At 46.9% G+C, this 17,090-nt stretch carries 15 protein-coding genes; 12 read left to right on the forward strand and 3 right to left on the reverse strand.

Annotated features, from left to right (window positions below; translation table 11 throughout):
* Positions 1–47 precede the first annotated feature (47 nt).
* Together L1D22_RS05005 and L1D22_RS05010 are read left to right on the forward strand one after the other, a co-directional pair.
* Positions 48–839, forward strand: a complete 792-nt coding sequence (locus L1D22_RS05005) for a CLCA_X family protein (RefSeq protein WP_239828915.1) — start codon at positions 48–50, stop codon at positions 837–839.
* A 106-nt stretch (positions 840–945) separates the two neighbouring features.
* Positions 946–1,269: a DUF4144 domain-containing protein gene (locus tag L1D22_RS05010; RefSeq protein WP_239829032.1), complete on the forward strand. Its 324-nt coding sequence runs from the start codon at positions 946–948 to the stop codon at positions 1,267–1,269.
* Between the two features lie 107 nt (positions 1,270–1,376).
* On the opposite strand, the gene L1D22_RS05015 is transcribed toward L1D22_RS05010, so the two are convergent.
* A complete protein-coding gene (locus tag L1D22_RS05015) occupies positions 1,377–2,705 on the reverse strand; it encodes an anaerobic C4-dicarboxylate transporter (protein WP_239828916.1) in 1,329 nt (442 codons plus the stop codon).
* Between the two features lie 411 nt (positions 2,706–3,116).
* Here L1D22_RS05015 and L1D22_RS05020 point away from each other — a divergent pair, with 411 nt between their 5' ends.
* The 10 genes from L1D22_RS05020 to L1D22_RS05065 all read left to right on the forward strand — a co-directional run bounded on the left by L1D22_RS05020 (position 3,117) and on the right by L1D22_RS05065 (position 14,716).
* Complete coding sequence (locus tag L1D22_RS05020; protein ID WP_239828917.1) at positions 3,117–3,776, forward strand: HAD family phosphatase; 660 nt, start codon at positions 3,117–3,119, stop codon at positions 3,774–3,776.
* 210 nt (positions 3,777–3,986) lie between these two features.
* Positions 3,987–4,613, forward strand: coding sequence for an HD domain-containing protein (locus L1D22_RS05025; RefSeq protein ID WP_239828918.1), 627 nt, complete (start codon positions 3,987–3,989; stop codon positions 4,611–4,613).
* A gap of 42 nt (positions 4,614–4,655) precedes the next feature.
* Positions 4,656–5,171: an N-acetyltransferase gene (locus tag L1D22_RS05030; RefSeq protein ID WP_123297033.1), complete on the forward strand. Its 516-nt coding sequence runs from the start codon at positions 4,656–4,658 to the stop codon at positions 5,169–5,171.
* Between the two features lie 97 nt (positions 5,172–5,268).
* Positions 5,269–5,955, forward strand: a complete 687-nt coding sequence (locus L1D22_RS05035; RefSeq protein WP_008221039.1) for a DNA-3-methyladenine glycosylase I — start codon at positions 5,269–5,271, stop codon at positions 5,953–5,955.
* 193 nt (positions 5,956–6,148) lie between these two features.
* A complete protein-coding gene (locus tag L1D22_RS05040; RefSeq protein WP_239828919.1) occupies positions 6,149–6,883 on the forward strand; it encodes a GntR family transcriptional regulator in 735 nt (244 codons plus the stop codon).
* A gap of 479 nt (positions 6,884–7,362) precedes the next feature.
* Positions 7,363–8,808, forward strand: a complete 1,446-nt coding sequence (gene xdhA, locus L1D22_RS05045) for a xanthine dehydrogenase small subunit (protein ID WP_065676287.1) — start codon at positions 7,363–7,365, stop codon at positions 8,806–8,808.
* On the forward strand, positions 8,801–11,206 hold the full coding sequence (gene xdhB, locus L1D22_RS05050) for a xanthine dehydrogenase molybdopterin binding subunit (protein ID WP_239828920.1): 2,406 nt from the start codon (positions 8,801–8,803) through the stop codon (positions 11,204–11,206). Before xdhA ends, xdhB begins: the two co-directional genes overlap by 8 nt.
* 65 nt (positions 11,207–11,271) lie before the next feature.
* A complete protein-coding gene (gene xdhC, locus L1D22_RS05055) occupies positions 11,272–12,153 on the forward strand; it encodes a xanthine dehydrogenase accessory protein XdhC (protein ID WP_239828921.1) in 882 nt (293 codons plus the stop codon).
* Between the two features lie 59 nt (positions 12,154–12,212).
* Complete coding sequence (gene guaD, locus L1D22_RS05060) at positions 12,213–13,547, forward strand: guanine deaminase (RefSeq protein WP_239828922.1); 1,335 nt, start codon at positions 12,213–12,215, stop codon at positions 13,545–13,547.
* 287 nt (positions 13,548–13,834) lie between these two features.
* Positions 13,835–14,716, forward strand: coding sequence for an AEC family transporter (locus L1D22_RS05065; RefSeq protein ID WP_239828923.1), 882 nt, complete (start codon positions 13,835–13,837; stop codon positions 14,714–14,716).
* Here L1D22_RS05065 and L1D22_RS05070 read toward each other — a convergent pair.
* Together L1D22_RS05070 and L1D22_RS05075 are read right to left on the reverse strand one after the other, a co-directional pair.
* Positions 14,713–15,237, reverse strand: a complete 525-nt coding sequence (locus tag L1D22_RS05070; protein WP_239828924.1) for a hypothetical protein — start codon at positions 15,235–15,237, stop codon at positions 14,713–14,715. The genes L1D22_RS05065 and L1D22_RS05070 overlap by 4 nt on opposite strands.
* Before the next feature lie 522 nt (positions 15,238–15,759).
* Positions 15,760–17,076 carry a urate hydroxylase PuuD gene (locus L1D22_RS05075; protein ID WP_239828925.1) on the reverse strand — a complete coding sequence of 439 codons (1,317 nt, stop codon included), beginning with the start codon at positions 17,074–17,076 and terminating at the stop codon, positions 15,760–15,762.
* Positions 17,077–17,090: the final 14 nt, after the last annotated feature.

Genomic DNA, 17,090 nt, shown 5'->3' on the forward strand with positions numbered 1-17,090 from the left:
GTGCATCACACAACAGAGCTAAACTACATCTATTTCCAAGGACCCATTTGAAGTTAACCCACTTTAAATACAAAACGCGCAAAGGCCCAGACTACCGACACGGCGATCAGGTGTCTTTCATGGACATCAAACAGACCTTCGGTATGGGCAGTATTCGTGTGGGCGCTTGGGTAACCAAAGAAGAGAAAGATTTAGCCGCGAACTTGATATTCGATTCACTGGCAGACTTGGCTTATATTTTGGCTCTGCCACCAGAAGCGATAGGCCTGCGTGGCACATTAGGTTTGGCGTTCGGCAGTGGCGGCAGAAAGGGCGTGCAGGCACACTATGCGCCCAACCAAAGAGAGTTAGCACTCGCCAAGAACGCAGGTGCTGGCGCGCTTGCCCATGAATTTTGGCATGCGTTTGACCACTATATTGCCGAAAAAGCGTTTGAGATTGGCGATACCTCTGGCCCCCAGAAACACATCTTATTCGCTACTGACTGTTGGCTGCACGATAGAAAGGTGCGACCTCATCCATTAAACGAGAGTCTGATGTCGCTGTTCGACACCACATTGCTCAGCGAGAACAATTTGGATAAACACGATTACGTGGCTCGAAGCGTGATTGCCGACAAAGCAACCTCTGCCCGTTACTTCTCATTGCCAACAGAGATGATGGCTCGCGCTTTTGAATCTGCGATTGAATCCTGCTCAGATATCGAAAACGCTTACCTAGTTGACGGCACCACCAAGCCAGACATGTTCCCTCTCTATCCAGATCTCGCACATCGAGACGAAATCTACAATGCGATGCAAGGCTATTTTGCACCGCTAGGCCGCTCTTTGAGCAAGTAGCTCTTTAAGTAAGTAACGTTTTGAACAGCTAGAACAATAGATGACCCAATCTTCAAAACTGTTTATAGTCGACACAAACTTCAACACACATGATTCAGAGGCAGTAATGATCCGTTGGCCATCTTTAGTAAAACTCGACGGCGATGATGAGCTTATTTACGTCGCATCCGAGAACGATTTTCAGGCAGAATGCTCAGACATGATCTTGGGTGAAGATGATTACCTCATCGATTCTGAAGGTGACAGCTACGCACTTCAATCGAACTCAAATCAATTGTCTCTAGCAAAACGACCTGAGCAGTATTCAGTAGAAAGCGTGACTAAGCTGATACGAAATCACGAGTTCCAGAAAGCTGAAGTGTGCTTGATGAAAATTCACTTCCTAACGATTGAAGAAGCGATTCAGTCCTTGGCTTTTGAGCCACGTTAATAGCTCCCCTGAAAGCTAATAATCGAAACCTGTTAAAACAAAAACAGCGCCAATTTAGGCGCTGTTTTTCGTTGTTGTCTTGGCTATTTCAAATAAGAGCTAATAGATTAAGCGATAAAAATCTGAGCCAGTGCGTAGCCTAAGCAACATGCGCCGACGACACCGATTAAACCAACCGACATGAATGAGTGGTTGAAGTACCACTTACCAATCTTGGTTGTGCCCGACACATCGAAGTTCACCGTTGCGATGTCAGATGGGTAGTTCGGGATGAAGAAGTAGCCGTACACCGCTGGCATCAAGCCGATAAGCAGTACTGGGTCTAGTCCTAAGCCAAGACCCACAGGTAGCATCATACGTGCAGTCGCCGCTTGCGAGTTAACCACAACCGATACAATGAATAGCGCTAGTGCGAACGTCCATGGGTAGTTGGTTACCATTTCCACGATGCCCGATTTGAACTGAGGCATTGCGTATTGGAAGTAAGTATCCGACATCCAAGCGATACCGAAGATAGCAATCGCCGCCACCATACCCGATTTGAATACCACACCATTTGGCACATCTCGCGGGTCAGTTTTGGTCGCCAGCAAGATGATACCGCCAAAGCAGAGCATCATCATTTGGATGATCACCGACATCTTTATTGGCTTGTCGCCGTCTACGATGGTTCTGATTTCTGGCACCATCGCTACAATAACTATCACGACAATTGAAAGTAGGAAGATCAAGACTGCATTACGCGCTGAGCTTGGAAGTACTTCATCTAAAGAGGTCGCAGTCGTGCTTTCAATGCGCTTTTTCCACTCAGGATCTTTCAAGCGCTCTTGATAATCAGGATCGTCGTTCAGTTCTTTACCGCGTTTCAAGCTGTACAAAGAAAGTAACAGCGTACCAAACAAAGTTGCAGGCACCGTTACTAATAGAATCGAAAGCAAAGTAATGGAATGCTGAATATCTGAAAGTTGTGCGAGGTAATACACCACCGCCGCCGAGATTGGCGATGCGGTAATCGCAAGTTGAGATGCAACTGAAGCCGCAGCCATTGGGCGCTCAGGACGAATCCCGTTCTTCAATGCCACATCACCGATGATAGGCATGATGGAATACACCGCGTGGCCAGTACCCAACAGGAAAGTCATCGAATAAGTCACAAACGGGGCGATCAAGGTGACGCGTTTCGGGTTCTTTCTCAGTACCCTTTCCGCAACTTGCAGCATGTATTTCAAGCCTCCCGCCGCTTCTAAAATCGAAGCACAAGTCACAACAGCGAGGATGATCAACATGACGGTGACAGGTGGAGACGTTGGTGGCATCTTGAAGACAAACACCTCGATAACCAAACCAATACCAGAAACAACACCTAAGCCAATACCACCATACCGAGACCCGATATAAAGTACGACTAATAAAAATAGAAACTCAAAATACAACATAAGCAACCCTGCTAAAAATATGGACTAATGATATTTTGTCTCTAAGCACAGCCATTTACTTATTGCTTGGTCACACTATCATTGAAGGCTACCGCAAATTGTTTTTTATAAGATTATGGTCACGCTAACAAGCCTGTAAGTTTATGAAATGTAATAGTAAAACAAACACCCGACCTCGATTTGTTATGTATAACAGTCATAATTGTATCTGTTAGATCTCGATGACCTATAAAAGATTAGGCTCATAACTGAACGATATCATTCCAACCAAAACCAATCACATTTCAAGTCATTCAGAAGCATATTACCGAGACAATTCAGCATATTTTTACTGAACACTGACTCGCCTATCCCAAAACACTGTGTCAAAATACCCGCCCTTACGATGACAACACATTAAGAACCACAGATATGAATTTTCAAGCTGCTATTTTTGATATGGATGGACTGCTGCTCGACACCGAGCGACTTTGTATGCAGGTATTTGAAGAAGCATGTCACGCGCAAGGTGTTCCGTTTTTGCAGGATGTTTACATAGGCATCATTGGCTGTAACGCAAAAACCATCGAACAGATTTTTCGAAATGGCTACGGTGAAAACCTAGACTACCCAGCACTGAATAACGAATGGCGCACACGCTACAGTGCGATCGTTAAAAACCAAGCGATCCCGGTAAAAGACGGCGTGATCGAGCTGCTTGAATGGCTCAAATCAAACGACATTCCAATCGCGGTGGCGACCTCGACTCAGCTTGATATTGCAAAAAAGAAGCTTGAGTTGGCTGGCCTAGATTCTTACTTCACCTCGTTAAGCACAGGCTGCGAAGTAACTCACGGTAAGCCTCATCCAGAGATCTACCTGCTAGCGGCAGAACGCCTAGGTGTTGCGCCTGAAACTTGCTTGGCGTTTGAAGATTCAAACAACGGCATTCGCGCTTCTATGGCAGCCAACATGATCAGCTTCCAGATCCCTGATTTGGTTGAGCCTTGCGAAGAAGTAAAAGCGCTTGGACACACTATCAGCCCTTCTCTACACGATGTGTTAGCACAGCTTCAACAAGCCGCTGCTTAAGTTCTGATTACCGTTGATAACGCTTTTACCTGTCTCGTCCTAAAATACATAAACAAGCCTCTCTATTAAGCCGACTCACAAAGTCGGTTTTTTGTGGGTACTCCTTTTATAAAAGATAAAAACTCGCGCTTGAAACTGTTACAGTCGATGTGGGATATATGCTACGTAATAAGCAAGATTGCTAACGTCTACATAGGGAGAAAGAGACGCGTGAAGGAAAAGTTTGAAGACCAACTGCTTGATTTTGCACAACGAGAAATGACACAAGATGCAGCGCACGACATTAGCCACATTAAGCGCGTCGTTAAAACCGCTAAGGCTTTATGTGTTCAAGAACAGGCTAAGCTTGAAGTCGTTCTTCCCGCCGCTTATCTTCATGACTGCTTCACCTTCCCGAAGAACCACCCAGACAGAGCCAAAAGCTCGCAAATGGGAGCAGACAAGGCGATCTCTTTCCTTAAATCTATCGACTATCCTGCGTCCTATCTGGATGAAATCCATCATGCGATTGTCACGCACAGCTACAGCGCCAACATCACACCAGAAACTTTGGAAGCTCAAGTCGTCCAAGATGCTGATCGTCTCGATTCTCTTGGTGCGATTGGCATTGCTCGTTGCCTGTACGTGGGTCAGAGCTTTAATGCCGAACTCTATAACCATCAAGACCCGTTCGCTGAACATCGAGACTTGGACGACAAGCATTACAGCGTCGACCATTTCTACGTGAAGCTGTTTAAGCTCGCTGAAACCATGAATACAGAATCCGCCAAGTTAGAAGCCAACAAGCGCACTAACTATATGCGTGGCTTTCTTGAGCAGTTGAGTACGGAAGTTTAATGGTTTAGAAAAAGAGACACACGATAAGGAAGAGACAAGGATATGGAAATAAACCGCTTTAAAGCATCCGACGCCGACGAGATCGTCACTTGGTTCACATCCCTCGAAGACTACGTACTGTGGGGAGGACGAACCTTTGGTTGGCCGTTAGAAGCCTCTTCCATCATCGAACGTTCTCAAGAGCCCCATGTCGAGCTCTATACCTTTTCTGCATCTAAGTCATACTCTGAACCGAACGCCGACTCAAACACTAATGACTTGCTTGGCTTTATGGAATTTCAACGCATGTCAGACAATGAACTTCGTTTCTGCCGAGTTGCTATTCACCCAAACCAACGAGGCAAAGGGTTAGGACAATCGATGCTTGAAACGGCCTTAAAGGCGGCGAAAGAAATACCGAATGTCACCACCATCACCTTGGCCGTATTCAAGCAAAACCACGGCGCAAAACGCTGCTACGACAAAGCGGGCTTTGAGGTGGTCGACAAAGAGCCAAGCGTTAAAGAATTTAATGGTAAAACATGGCCCTTGTATCAGATGGAATTAAAGATCTCTTAATTGGCTTTCATTTGATTTGAAGACAACGGCTTAAGCTCCTTTTCATATAGAAATTAATCCCCATATCATAAAGAATCGCTTTAGTTTGGTACCTCCAATGACCCAAGAAAAATTCGACACCATTTACCAACGTGCCGCTCACCGTAAAGGCGGCGCAGCAGAGCTCGAAAAGATTGTTCGTGCGCCTCTTTCACAAGCCGAGTTATCACAAATCACCGACGACCGTTGGTTGGCAGCCTTTACAGAAAAGGTATTCCAGTGTGGTATTTCGTGGAATGTGGTGAGAAAGAAGTGGCCGCAATTTGAAGAAGTGTTCTTTGAGTTCGACATCGAAAAGATGCTGATGCTGCCGAATGAAATGTGGGAACAGAAAGCACAAGATCCACGTATTATTCGCCACCTCACCAAGGTGATGACCATCCCGGCTAATGCAATGATGATCCACAATGCCAAACGTGAAGCGGATTCCTTCTCACAAATGGTTGCCGACTGGCCATCAGAACGCATTACAGAACTGTGGGATTACCTGAAGAAACACGGCAAGCGCTTGGGCGGAAATACAGGTGCTTACACCTTGCGCCAAATGGGCAAAGACACATTCATCTTATCTTCGGACGTTGAGGCGCACCTGCGCAGTACCGATGTGGTTGATAGCGGTCGTAACACCAAACGAGCACAAGTCGCAGCAAGTAAGGCTTTCAACGAGTGGCAGCAGCAATCAGGTCGTACCCTGAGCGAAATAAGCCAGATCGTCGCCTACAGCTGTGGCGATAATCGCGTCTAGTTCAAGAAGAATGGCTTAAAGCTTTAGATTGCACACAGTTCACTGCAAACTAAATGTTATAAGTCATTAACAAATAAGCGTGCATCGCACTTTCATCCGGTGGCATTGTATAGATAAATGTATACAATATAGAGTAACACTCATGAATTATTCTCGACCAACCCAACTCGACTAAACAAGGGCCCTTATCTCTATGACAGCTCTCAAAAATTCTGTCTCCAAAGGTGTAAAAACAAAAGTAACAGGCCAGACTCAAGACGATGTTGTTTACTGCCATATCTTCGACGCGATACTAGAACAAAGGCTGCCACCAGCCACCAAATTAAGCGAAGAAGCGTTAGCAGAAATCTTTGGCGTTAGCCGCACTATCATTCGCCGAGCCTTGTTGCGTCTCTCTTTAGAACAAGTTGTGGTGATCCGTCCAAACCGAGGTGCCATGGTTGCTGCGCCAACGGTAGACGAAGCCAAACAGATATTTAAAGCGCGTGAAGTGATGGAGCTTGCTATCACCGAACTTGCAGTGAAAAACGCAACCAAAGCTCAAATCGAAGAGTGTAGAAAACTGGTCGCGAAAGAGAACTGCGCCTTCGACCAAGGTGACTATGGTTCTGGCTTACGTTTGTCTGGTGAGTTCCACATCAAACTGGCTGAAATGGCTGAGAACGCGCCACTGCTGGCTTTTCAACGCAGCTTGGTATCGCAAACTTCTCTGCTTATTGCCCAGTACGAAACCGGCAGCCACTCAAACTGCTCTCTAGATGAGCATGAAGGATTGCTTGATGCGATAGAGTCTGGAGATGAAGAGCAAGCCGTTGACCTAATGCGAGAGCATTTAAGCCACATTCGCTCTAAGCTAAACCTAGACAGCAGCACCGCATCGAGCGACCTGCATGTTGTGTTCTCAGATCTGCTTAAGAACAAGTCATAATCGCTTCTATAAGCTATTAATGACTAACTGCTAATAGTTTCTTGTTGGCAACTATCAGTTAACAACTTTTTGTTAACAAGACGGGAGAGAAGTAAGCCTCTGCGATTACTTCTCTTTTTTATACCCTCGCTATAATGATAGAAGCGAAGATCGACTCATTTCACCTCAACACACTCTCGTTTCTGAGCAGAATAGTGCTCTTAGCCTCTATAACATTTACTCCCTAATGCCAAAATTATTGTCTTTATTTTGTATACATAGCCATTAATTCATTCACACCAAAAAACTCAACACTTCCAATTTAAATCCAAACAAAACAAACAACTACATCCAAAATTAAATTGTACACAATCCACCAAAGTGCAATGTTGTTGCATTTTTGTAAATAAATAGTTGACCACAGGGTCAGGATGGATAATTATTGACCTAGAAGTCAAAAAGAATACACATGGAACAATGTCGATTTACAAGGAGGTCTCTTGATTACTTTTTTGCTCAATCAGGAAATAAGACGTGAAGACAATCTGTCACCTAACATGACAGTGCTCAACTACCTTCGTACCAAGGTTAATAAAACAGGTACCAAAGAAGGTTGTGGGTCTGGTGACTGTGGCGCATGTACCGTCGTTTTAGGTGAAGTGGTGGATGGACAGCTGCAATATCGTTCGGTGAACTCTTGCCTTACGTTCGTTTCAGCGCTGCACGGTAAACAGCTAATCACAGTAGAGGATCTACAAAACCGAGATAAGTCACTGCACCCTGTACAGAAAGCGGTGGTTGATTTTCACGGTTCACAATGTGGTTACTGCACGCCGGGCTTCATCATGTCGATGTTTGCGCTAGGCAAGAACAAACCCGATGCGAGCAAAGAAGATGTCATGGAATCACTGGCGGGTAACCTATGTCGCTGTACTGGCTACCGACCAATTGTTGATGCTGCGATGTCGCTTTCAACAGACCAACCTTTGATCGACCAATTCGCTGAACTTGAACGCAACACCATCAAGAAGCTAGAAGATATTCAAGACACTGAAGCTAACTTACGCCTTGGTCACCTTACCGCTTTTTCCCCGAAAAGCACCGATGAGCTGGCCAAGCTTTTTCAAGCGCATCCGAACGCGAAGTTGGTTGCTGGCGGCACGGATTTAGCGTTGGAAGTGACTCAATTCCATCGTGAGATTGAAACGCTAATCAGCGTAAACCTTGTTGAAGACATGAAGGTATGCGAAGAAACCGACACCGACTTAATCATTGGTGCCAACCTTCCAATCAGTGACTCTTACGCACTACTGAAAAAACACTACCCAGATTTTGGTGAGCTACTGCACCGCTTTGCTTCCCTGCAAGTACGTAACCAAGGCACCATTGGCGGTAATGTTGCCAATGCTTCACCTATCGGTGACACCCCTCCTCTGCTGATTGCCCTTAACGCAAAGATCAAACTTCGTTGTGGCGATGAGTCACGCACCATGCCGATTGAAGATTACTTCATCAGCTACAAGGTGACGGCGCAAAAAGAGAGTGAGTTCATTGAACAGATCATCATTCCCAAGCCAACTAACGACAGCTTCCGAGCATACAAACTGTCTAAACGTTTAGACGATGACATCTCTGCGGTATGTGGTGCGTTCGATATTCAAATTGAAGATGGCAAGGTTTCTTACGCTCGTATCGCCTTCGGTGGTATGGCTGCAACGCCTAAGCGAGCGGCGCGTTGTGAAAACACGTTATTAGGCAAACCGTGGACAGACGCTAATATTAAGTTAGCGATGCAGGAACTGTATAACGACTTTGAACCGCTATCCGATTTCCGTGCAAGCCAAGAATACCGTTCATTGTCGGCAGCAAATATGTTGCGTCGCTACTTCATTGAACAACAGAACAAAAACAACCAAATCGAAACAAGGGTAACGTCTTATGTCTAAATCAAATTCCTCTGTTCACAAGAGCAATGCGATGACCCACGAAGAGATGGTTACCATTGCAAAGCAAGACCTAAAAACTGGCGTAGGTAAAAGCGTTAAACACGACAGTGCAGCCAAGCAAGTCACGGGCGAAGCGGTATATATTGACGACCGCCTAGAGTTCCCAAATCAACTGCACGTATACGCACGCCTGAGCACTCAAGCGCACGCAAACATCACCAAGATAGATTTATCACCGTGTTACGAATTCGAAGGCGTGGCGATTGCCATTCAGGCCAAAGACGTTCCGGGTGAACTGGATATCGGTGCCATCCTACCGGGTGATCCACTGCTTGCAGACGGCAAAGTAGAATACTACGGCCAACCTGTGATTGCGGTAGCAGCCAACGATTTAGAAACCGCACGCAAAGCCGCACACGCTGCGATTATTGAATACGAAGAGCTTCCTGCCATTCTTGATGTGAAAGAAGCGCTGGCAAAAGAGCACTTCGTGACAGAAAGCCACACTCAACAACGTGGTGACTCGAAAGCCGCACTGGCAAAAGCAAAACACGTAATCTCTGGCGACCTAGAGATCGGCGGACAAGAACACTTCTACCTAGAAACCCAAATCAGTAGCGTAATGCCAACCGAAGACGGCGGCATGATCGTGTACACCTCGACTCAAAACCCGACCGAAGTTCAAAAGCTGGTTGCGGAAGTGATTGGCGTACCGATGCACAAAGTCGTGATTGATATGCGTCGTATGGGCGGTGGTTTCGGTGGTAAAGAGACTCAAGCAGCTTCTCCAGCGTGTATGGCCGCGGTAATTGCTCATCTCACAGGCCGACCTACCAAAATGCGCCTACTGCGTAACGAAGACATGCAGCAAACCGGTAAACGCCACCCGTTCTACAACCAATATACAGTCGGTTTTGACGACAATGGTGTGATTCAAGGTGCCGATATTACCGTTGCAGGTAACTGTGGTTACTCTCCAGACTTATCAAGCTCTATTGTCGACCGTGCGATGTTCCACTCAGACAACGCCTATTATCTAGGTGATGCAACTGTAGTGGGTCATCGATGCAAAACCAACACGGCATCGAATACCGCTTACCGTGGCTTTGGTGGCCCGCAAGGCATGATGACCATCGAACATATCATGGACGAGATTGCGCGTTACCTGAAAAAAGATCCTTTGGAAGTACGTAAGGCGAACTACTACGGCGAAGAAGGCCGTAACGTGACCCATTACTACCAAACCGTTGAAGACAACTTTTTACCTGAGATAACCGAACAGCTTGAACGCAGCAGTGACTATCACGCACGTCGTAAAGAAATCGCTGAGTTCAACAAGCAAAGCCCAATCTTGAAGAAAGGCCTTGCTATCACGCCAGTGAAATTCGGTATCTCGTTTACTGCGACTTTCTTGAACCAAGCAGGTGCGCTCATCCATATCTACACCGATGGCAGTATTCATTTGAATCACGGTGGTACGGAAATGGGGCAAGGCTTGAACATCAAAGTGGCACAAATCGTTGCACAGGAGTTCCAAGTCGATGTCGAACGTATCCAGATCACCGCTACAAACACAGACAAAGTTCCGAACACATCACCAACCGCAGCCTCATCGGGCGCCGACCTCAACGGTAAGGCCGCGCAAAACGCAGCAATAACCATTAAGCAGCGCCTGATAGACTTCGCTTCTTCGCACTTCAAAGTGTGGCCTGAAGAGGTGGTGTTTAAGAACGGCATGGTGCAGATCCGCGATGAGATCATGACCTTCGACTCATTCGTTGAGCTGGCATGGTTTAACCAAATTTCGCTATCGAGCACCGGCTTCTACCGCACTCCAAAGATCTATTACGATCACGAGAAAGCGCGCGGCCGCCCGTTCTACTACTACGCGTATGGTGCCTCTTGTTCAGAAGTTATCATCGACACCCTAACCGGCGAAAACAAGATTCTGCGTGTCGATATTCTGCATGACGTAGGCGCTTCATTGAACCCTGCGATTGATATCGGCCAAGTCGAAGGTGGCTTTGTGCAAGGTGTCGGTTGGTTAACGACGGAGGAGTTGGTTTGGAACCAACAAGGCCGCTTAATGACCAATGGCCCAGCGAGTTACAAAATCCCTGCGATTGCTGATATGCCGATTGATTTCAGAACGCACCTTTTGGAAAACCGCAGCAACCCAGAAGACACCGTCTTCAACTCGAAAGCCGTGGGTGAGCCCCCTTTCATGTTGGGTATGTCGGTATGGAGCGCACTGAAAGATGCGATTAGCTATGTCGCTGTCGATGGCGCGATTCCTAAGCTCAACACACCAGCAACGCCAGAGCGTATTCTGATGGCGATTCAGGAAGTCACTGAAACGGCTCCGACCTCGGTCGATGCTCAATCAGAAACGGCTTAAGGCTGATAGGTATCTAAGATACCAATAGGCAGCTAGGGAAGCAAAGAAGGGATTTAGGAGGACATATGTTTAAGGATAATTGGATTCACGAACTGGCAAAACTGGAAGAGAACTACGAGCCATGTGTCATGGTGACAGTACTTGAAGACAGAGGCTCAGTGCCGCGTGATGCGGGTACCAAGATGCTTGTCACTCGTGACCGAATCATTGCCACGATTGGTGGTGGTCACCTTGAACATGTGGCTACTAAAATGGCGCGTGAAATGCTGATTGCCAGCGAAAAATCACTCAAAGTGGAGCGCTTTAACCTAGGTGCTCGTTTAGGCCAGTGTTGTGGCGGAATGGCAACATTAAGCTTTGAACCGATTGGCACTCAACAGAACCACCTCGTGCTATTTGGCGCTGGTCATGTTGCCAAGGCGCTGCTGCACATTGTCGCAACCCTACCCTTCCGTGTGACCTGGATTGATGAACGTGAAGAAGTGTTCCCTGACACGCTTCCTCACGGTGTGAAACAGCTTGTCTCAGACGATCCAGTCGGCGAAGTGAAACACATGCCGCCGAACAGCTATTACCTAGTGATGACCCACAACCACCAGCTCGATTTCGATTTAACGAAAGCCATTATCGACCGTGAAGACAGCCGTTACTTCGGCATGATCGGCTCGCTTACTAAGCGTAAGAAGTTCGACTTCCGCTTAGAGCAACGTGGCTACAGCCAAGAACAAATCGAAACCATGATTTGCCCGATAGGCATTAGCGCCGTGAATGGCAAACATCCGGCTGAAATTGCGGTATCGGTTGCGGGTGAACTGATCGCACACTATCAAGGCCAAGCGCTTGAACAAAAGCGCCCGACCAAACAATATCGAAATCAGGATTTGACCGATCAACACAGTCAACCAAGCGATGTAGGCGAACCACCATTGGAAGAGAAGATCGCCTAATAAAAGTCGCAAAGCTTCAGTGGCCATAACGTCGCTGAAGTCATTAAAAGGAAGTAAACATGACAACGCAACGCAAAGCTTATCGCGCCAGTATTTTACACAGCGTAGCCGACCCAAAAGACGTCGGTATCGATAAGTCTTACGACTATTTTGAAGACGGTGTCTTAGTGGTTGAAAACGGCCACATCGTCGACTTAGGCCATGCCGATGAAGTATTGGCTCGCCAGCCTAAAACACTCGAAGTAAAAGAATACAAAGATAAGCTAATCACCTCTGGCTTTATTGATACGCACATCCACTACCCTCAAACGGGGATGATCGCGTCTTACGGTGAGCAGCTACTCGATTGGTTAGAGAACTACACCTTCCCAGAAGAAAAACGCTTCAAAAACCCAGTCTATGCACATAAAGTAGCAAAGCTATTCCTAGACGAATTAGCAAGCAACGGTACGACTACGGCACTGGTTTTTGGCACGGTGCACAAAGAGTCTGTTAACGTGTTCTTTGAAGAAGCGGAAAAGCGCAACCTACGTATGATCGCAGGCAAGGTATTGATGGATCGCAACGCGCCTGATTACCTCACCGACACCCCAGAATCTGGCTACGCTGACTCCAAAGAACTCATCGAGAAATGGCATAACCGCAGCCGTTTGCTCTATGCCGTGACACCTCGTTTCGCGCCAACCAGCACACCAGAGCAATTGGCCACCGTTGGTAAACTTCTTGAAGAGTACCCTGATGTATACATGCACACGCACCTCTCTGAAAACGAGAAAGAGATTGAATGGGTAAAAGAACTGTTCCCAGAGCGCGACAGCTATTTAGATGTGTATGACCACTATGGCCTACTGCACAAACGTTCGGTATTCGCCCATGGTATTCACTTGTCTGACTGCGAATGTAAGCGCCTAGCGGACACTGAATCTGCCATTGCTTTCTGTCCAACCTCAAATCTATTCTTAGGCTCAGGTTTATTCCGATTACCAGAAATGGAAGAGCACGGCATTCGCGTTGGTATGGGGACTGATGTCGGTGCAGGCACCAGCTTTTCGATTCTGCAAACCATGAGTGAAGCCTACAAGATCATGCAGCTTCAACATAAGAAGCTGCACCCAGCCAAATCGCTGTTCTTGGCAACATTAGGTGGCGCACGCTCCCTGCATTTAGAAGACAAGATCGGTAACTTAGAAGTCGGTAAAGAAGCCGATTTCGTGGTACTCGACTTACACGCCACACAATTGATGCGCTTTAGAATGGAGCAAGCAACCAAGCTTGAAGAGAAGCTATTTGTGCTAATGAGTTTGGGCGACGACAGAACCGTCAGCGAGACTTACATCTACGGCGAGAAAGCCTACGATGTGAACTTCAAAGACTACCAAAAGCTCGTTAGCTAGCCTTAAAACCGAGTAACAATCGCTAGACAGCGGCAGCCGTCGTTAATTAAAAATCCGTCCAGATTTATCTAGCCTTGAAAGACCAGTTGCTGATGCTGCTGGTCTTTTTTGTGCTTCATTCAAAGAAACATAAATTAACCGTTCACAAACAACGATCTTCGGTGACGCCAAGTCATTATATTGATAGGTTAATGTTTATACATCTCGACTCCACACTTCACTTTAGCGTCTCTCTAAAACATTCGTTTCTCAGCTAAATGGAAGCACTCAATCTAGAAAGGAATCCTATGTTCGAACAGGTCGTCAGCATTCTGTTTCCCGTTTTTGCTTTAGCCAGTGCTGGCTTTGCGGTCGGTCGTTGGCTCAAACCCGATTTCAAACCGATCAATCGCATCAACATGGATGTTTGTATTCCTGCTTTGGTGTTTGCATCGCTGACCACCATGCCCCTCGACACCGAGCAACTGCCACTCATCTCTGCCTCTTTGGTGGCGGTGTTAGTGCCAGCATTGTTAATGATTCCAATCTGTAAGATCTTTAAGCTCAACTTCAAAGCTTGGGCTCCGCCACACATGTTCCGCAACAGTGGCAACCTCGCGATTCCCCTGTTCACCTATACCTTTGGTGAGAGCGCATTGGCCCCTGCGGTATTACTGTTTGTGGTATCGGCGTGTGTGCACATTAGTGTCGGTTTGGCGCTACTAAGCGAAGGTAATCCGATCAAACAGATCCTCAAGATGCCGATTTTCTTAGCCGCCGCATTAGCGATGACGTTGAACCTGTCTGGCATTGCGGTGTGGAATCCAATCTACGAAGCCACTTCGCTGCTTGGGCAGGCAGCCGTGCCAATCATGCTGTTGTCGCTGGGATCGCAAATGGTCAACTTGAGGCTGAGCGGATTAAAAGTTGGCTTGTTGTGCACTACTCAATCGCTGTTTACTGGCGCCATCGCCTTTACCATCATCTACTTCTTTATCCCGCTGCCTACGCTACATCTACAAATGATGGTGCTGTTCACCATGTTGCCACCCGCCGTGATGAACTACTTGTTTGCAGAAAGGTTCAATGTCGAGCCACCTAAGGTCGCGTCTATGGTGTTGTTCGGCAACTTCCTGAGTGTTGTCACTTTGCCTATCTTACTGTCGTTCGCGCTGTCTTTGTCGAACTAATTATTTGCGCATTTATCTAATTTGAGCTCTGCGGTCACTTTCGTCAAACGCAACGCAATTGCGAAACAGACTAAGTAAGGACTCACATACCAGAAGATGCTTTCTAATGGCTGCTTCACCTGTGCTTCTCTGGTTTTAATGTATTGGTTCTTCTGTTTTTCATACTGACTCAGCATGCCACTCACCCACACGGCGTCGCTTTCCACCAGCGATACGCTAGGCGCAGGAACCGTGAAATCGGCGGCGTTGGGCAACAGAGTGAAATCGACATCTTTGAATGTGATAGCCGTGTTCAAATACCACAAACATGCCTCATGGTGCTGTCCATTAGCGTCTAAAGATGGCTGACCTGTGCAGATGTCGCTTCTTAATTTATCCAAGGAGAACTGTTGAATCGACTCTAAAATAGTGACGGCTCTGGTTTGTTCTGTCTCGACCCAATCACCGGCTACCGATGCCCGAATTTCAGACACCGCACCCAGCATGCCGATACCCGCTAGCAGAGGCCACAAATAGTCCATCAATTTCCATTTGCGTCGGCTCAAGTTGAAGCCACACCAGATTGGAATATGTAAGAGGAGCGTTAGCCCAAGGGATAGCAAAACGAAATTCAAGGAGCTAGAGAGCATGAGTTCGCTATCGAAGAAGTGCTTCATAATGAGTTACTTGCCTGTATGACAAAGAGTAATTTGATACTAGGTTCGATATTAGAAAAGAGTGTAAGGGGAAAGTAAAAACAGCACCAAGAATTGGCGTTGGCGCCTTGAGCGGTATCTCGGGGTCACCTACCACTACCAAATAGAATCAGCAGTATTGGTAAATTTAGCCCCAAGAACATTAAACAGGCATGCATACTCATTCAGCAAATAAAATGATATTTATGAATTCATATTATCCAAAAACAAAAAGCCCCGGTTATAGGAACCGGGGAAACAGGGTGGGATGAGTTTGGCGCGTGCCCGTAAACCAAACTCTCCCCAAGCCTCACCTAAGACTCATGCTCTTAGGTAAAGGATGCTGAGAACTGTTATTGAAAAGTACGGTTATTGAAGCGTAGCGCCTTGCTCTACCCAAGTGCCGATGAGTGCACGCTCTTCATCAGTCATTTGAGTCATGTTGCCGAGCGGCATCACCTTGGTTGTTACCGTTTGAGCAACAATTCTAGGGACGTTGGCTTTAATCTCTTCTGGCGTATCAAACATCACACCGCCTGGCGCGGCAGCAAAAGCAGCATGGCTAGGCGTTGATGAATGACACACAGAACAGCGCTCTTGAATGACTTTGTTGATGGTTTCAAAGCTGACGCCTGCGCTCGCAGATTGCGTTGCGTGTGCTGGAGCCTGTTGAGCATCAGTCGTTGCCGAAGCTGTGCTATTCGCAGCAATTTCTTCTGGATCCGATTCTGTCGTGCTCACTTGCACTTCTTGAACCACTGGCGCTTTCACAACCGGAGTCATCTGTTTTTTCGCGTAAGGTGAGGTAACAAACGCGAGAGTAATCATACCCAATGCCGCGACTGGCACTGTCCATGCAAATTTCTGACTACCATGGCGCGTGTTGAAGTAGTGACGCACTAAGATACTGAAGATCGCTAAGCCAGCAAGGATCAGCCAGTTGTATTCCGAGCCATAAGTGCTTGGGAAGTGGTTACTGATCATGATGAACAGCACTGGCAGTGTCATGTAGTTGTTGTGACGAGAGCGCAGTAAACCTTTCGCTGGTAATGCAGGATCCGGTTCGCGCTTCTCTTCAATCGCTTTCACCAAGTTACGCTGCGCAGGCATGATAACGCGGAATACGTTACCCACCATGATGGTACCAATGATGGCACCCACGTGGATGTAAGCACCACGACCACTGAATACTTGGGTTAGGCCATAGGTTGCAGCAACAAGCAGCACAAACAGCACAACGCCAAGCAACACGGGGGTTTTACCTAATGGCGAGTCACACAGTAAATCGTAGATAAACCAACCCGCAACGAATGAACCAATACCAATCGCGATTGCCGTTGTTGAATCAAGGCCAGAGCCCGGTGCAATCAGGTAAATTTCAGCGTTAAGGTAGTAAACCACACCCAGTAGACACACACCGGTGATCCACGTGAAGTAGGCTTCCCATTTGAACCAGTGCAGGTGCTCTGGCATTTCTGGTGGCGCAAGTTTGTACTTCTCTAGGTGATAAATACCACCGCCGTGAATCGCCCATAAGTCGCCTGAAAGGCCCGTTTTAGGGTTAACTCGGTTAAGGTTGTTCTCTAACCAAACAAAGTAAAATGATGCGCCTATCCACGCAACACCAACAATCATGTGAATCCAGCGAATCGCTAAATTCAACCACTCTGTAATATGCGGATCCATAATAAACTCCTGTA

Origin of the sequence: Vibrio sp. Isolate34 (genome assembly GCF_022397915.1) — a bacterium.
Lineage (GTDB): Bacteria > Pseudomonadota > Gammaproteobacteria > Enterobacterales > Vibrionaceae > Vibrio.

What these genes read in the sequence shown, in the direction of transcription:
- L1D22_RS05010 (WP_239829032.1), top strand. Translation starts at nt 946, where the DNA reads ATGATCCGTTGGCCATCTTTAGTAAAACTCGACGGCGATGATGAGCTT.
- L1D22_RS05015 (WP_239828916.1), bottom strand. Translation starts at nt 2,705, where the DNA reads ATGTTGTATTTTGAGTTTCTATTTTTATTAGTCGTACTTTATATCGGG.
- L1D22_RS05020 (WP_239828917.1), top strand. Translation starts at nt 3,117, where the DNA reads ATGAATTTTCAAGCTGCTATTTTTGATATGGATGGACTGCTGCTCGAC.
- L1D22_RS05030 (WP_123297033.1), top strand. Translation starts at nt 4,656, where the DNA reads ATGGAAATAAACCGCTTTAAAGCATCCGACGCCGACGAGATCGTCACT.
- L1D22_RS05035 (WP_008221039.1), top strand. Translation starts at nt 5,269, where the DNA reads ATGACCCAAGAAAAATTCGACACCATTTACCAACGTGCCGCTCACCGT.
- L1D22_RS05040 (WP_239828919.1), top strand. Translation starts at nt 6,149, where the DNA reads ATGACAGCTCTCAAAAATTCTGTCTCCAAAGGTGTAAAAACAAAAGTA.
- xdhB (WP_239828920.1), top strand. Translation starts at nt 8,801, where the DNA reads ATGTCTAAATCAAATTCCTCTGTTCACAAGAGCAATGCGATGACCCAC.
- xdhC (WP_239828921.1), top strand. Translation starts at nt 11,272, where the DNA reads ATGTTTAAGGATAATTGGATTCACGAACTGGCAAAACTGGAAGAGAAC.
- guaD (WP_239828922.1), top strand. Translation starts at nt 12,213, where the DNA reads ATGACAACGCAACGCAAAGCTTATCGCGCCAGTATTTTACACAGCGTA.
- L1D22_RS05065 (WP_239828923.1), top strand. Translation starts at nt 13,835, where the DNA reads ATGTTCGAACAGGTCGTCAGCATTCTGTTTCCCGTTTTTGCTTTAGCC.
- L1D22_RS05070 (WP_239828924.1), bottom strand. Translation starts at nt 15,237, where the DNA reads ATGGACTATTTGTGGCCTCTGCTAGCGGGTATCGGCATGCTGGGTGCG.
- L1D22_RS05075 (WP_239828925.1), bottom strand. Translation starts at nt 17,076, where the DNA reads ATGGATCCGCATATTACAGAGTGGTTGAATTTAGCGATTCGCTGGATT.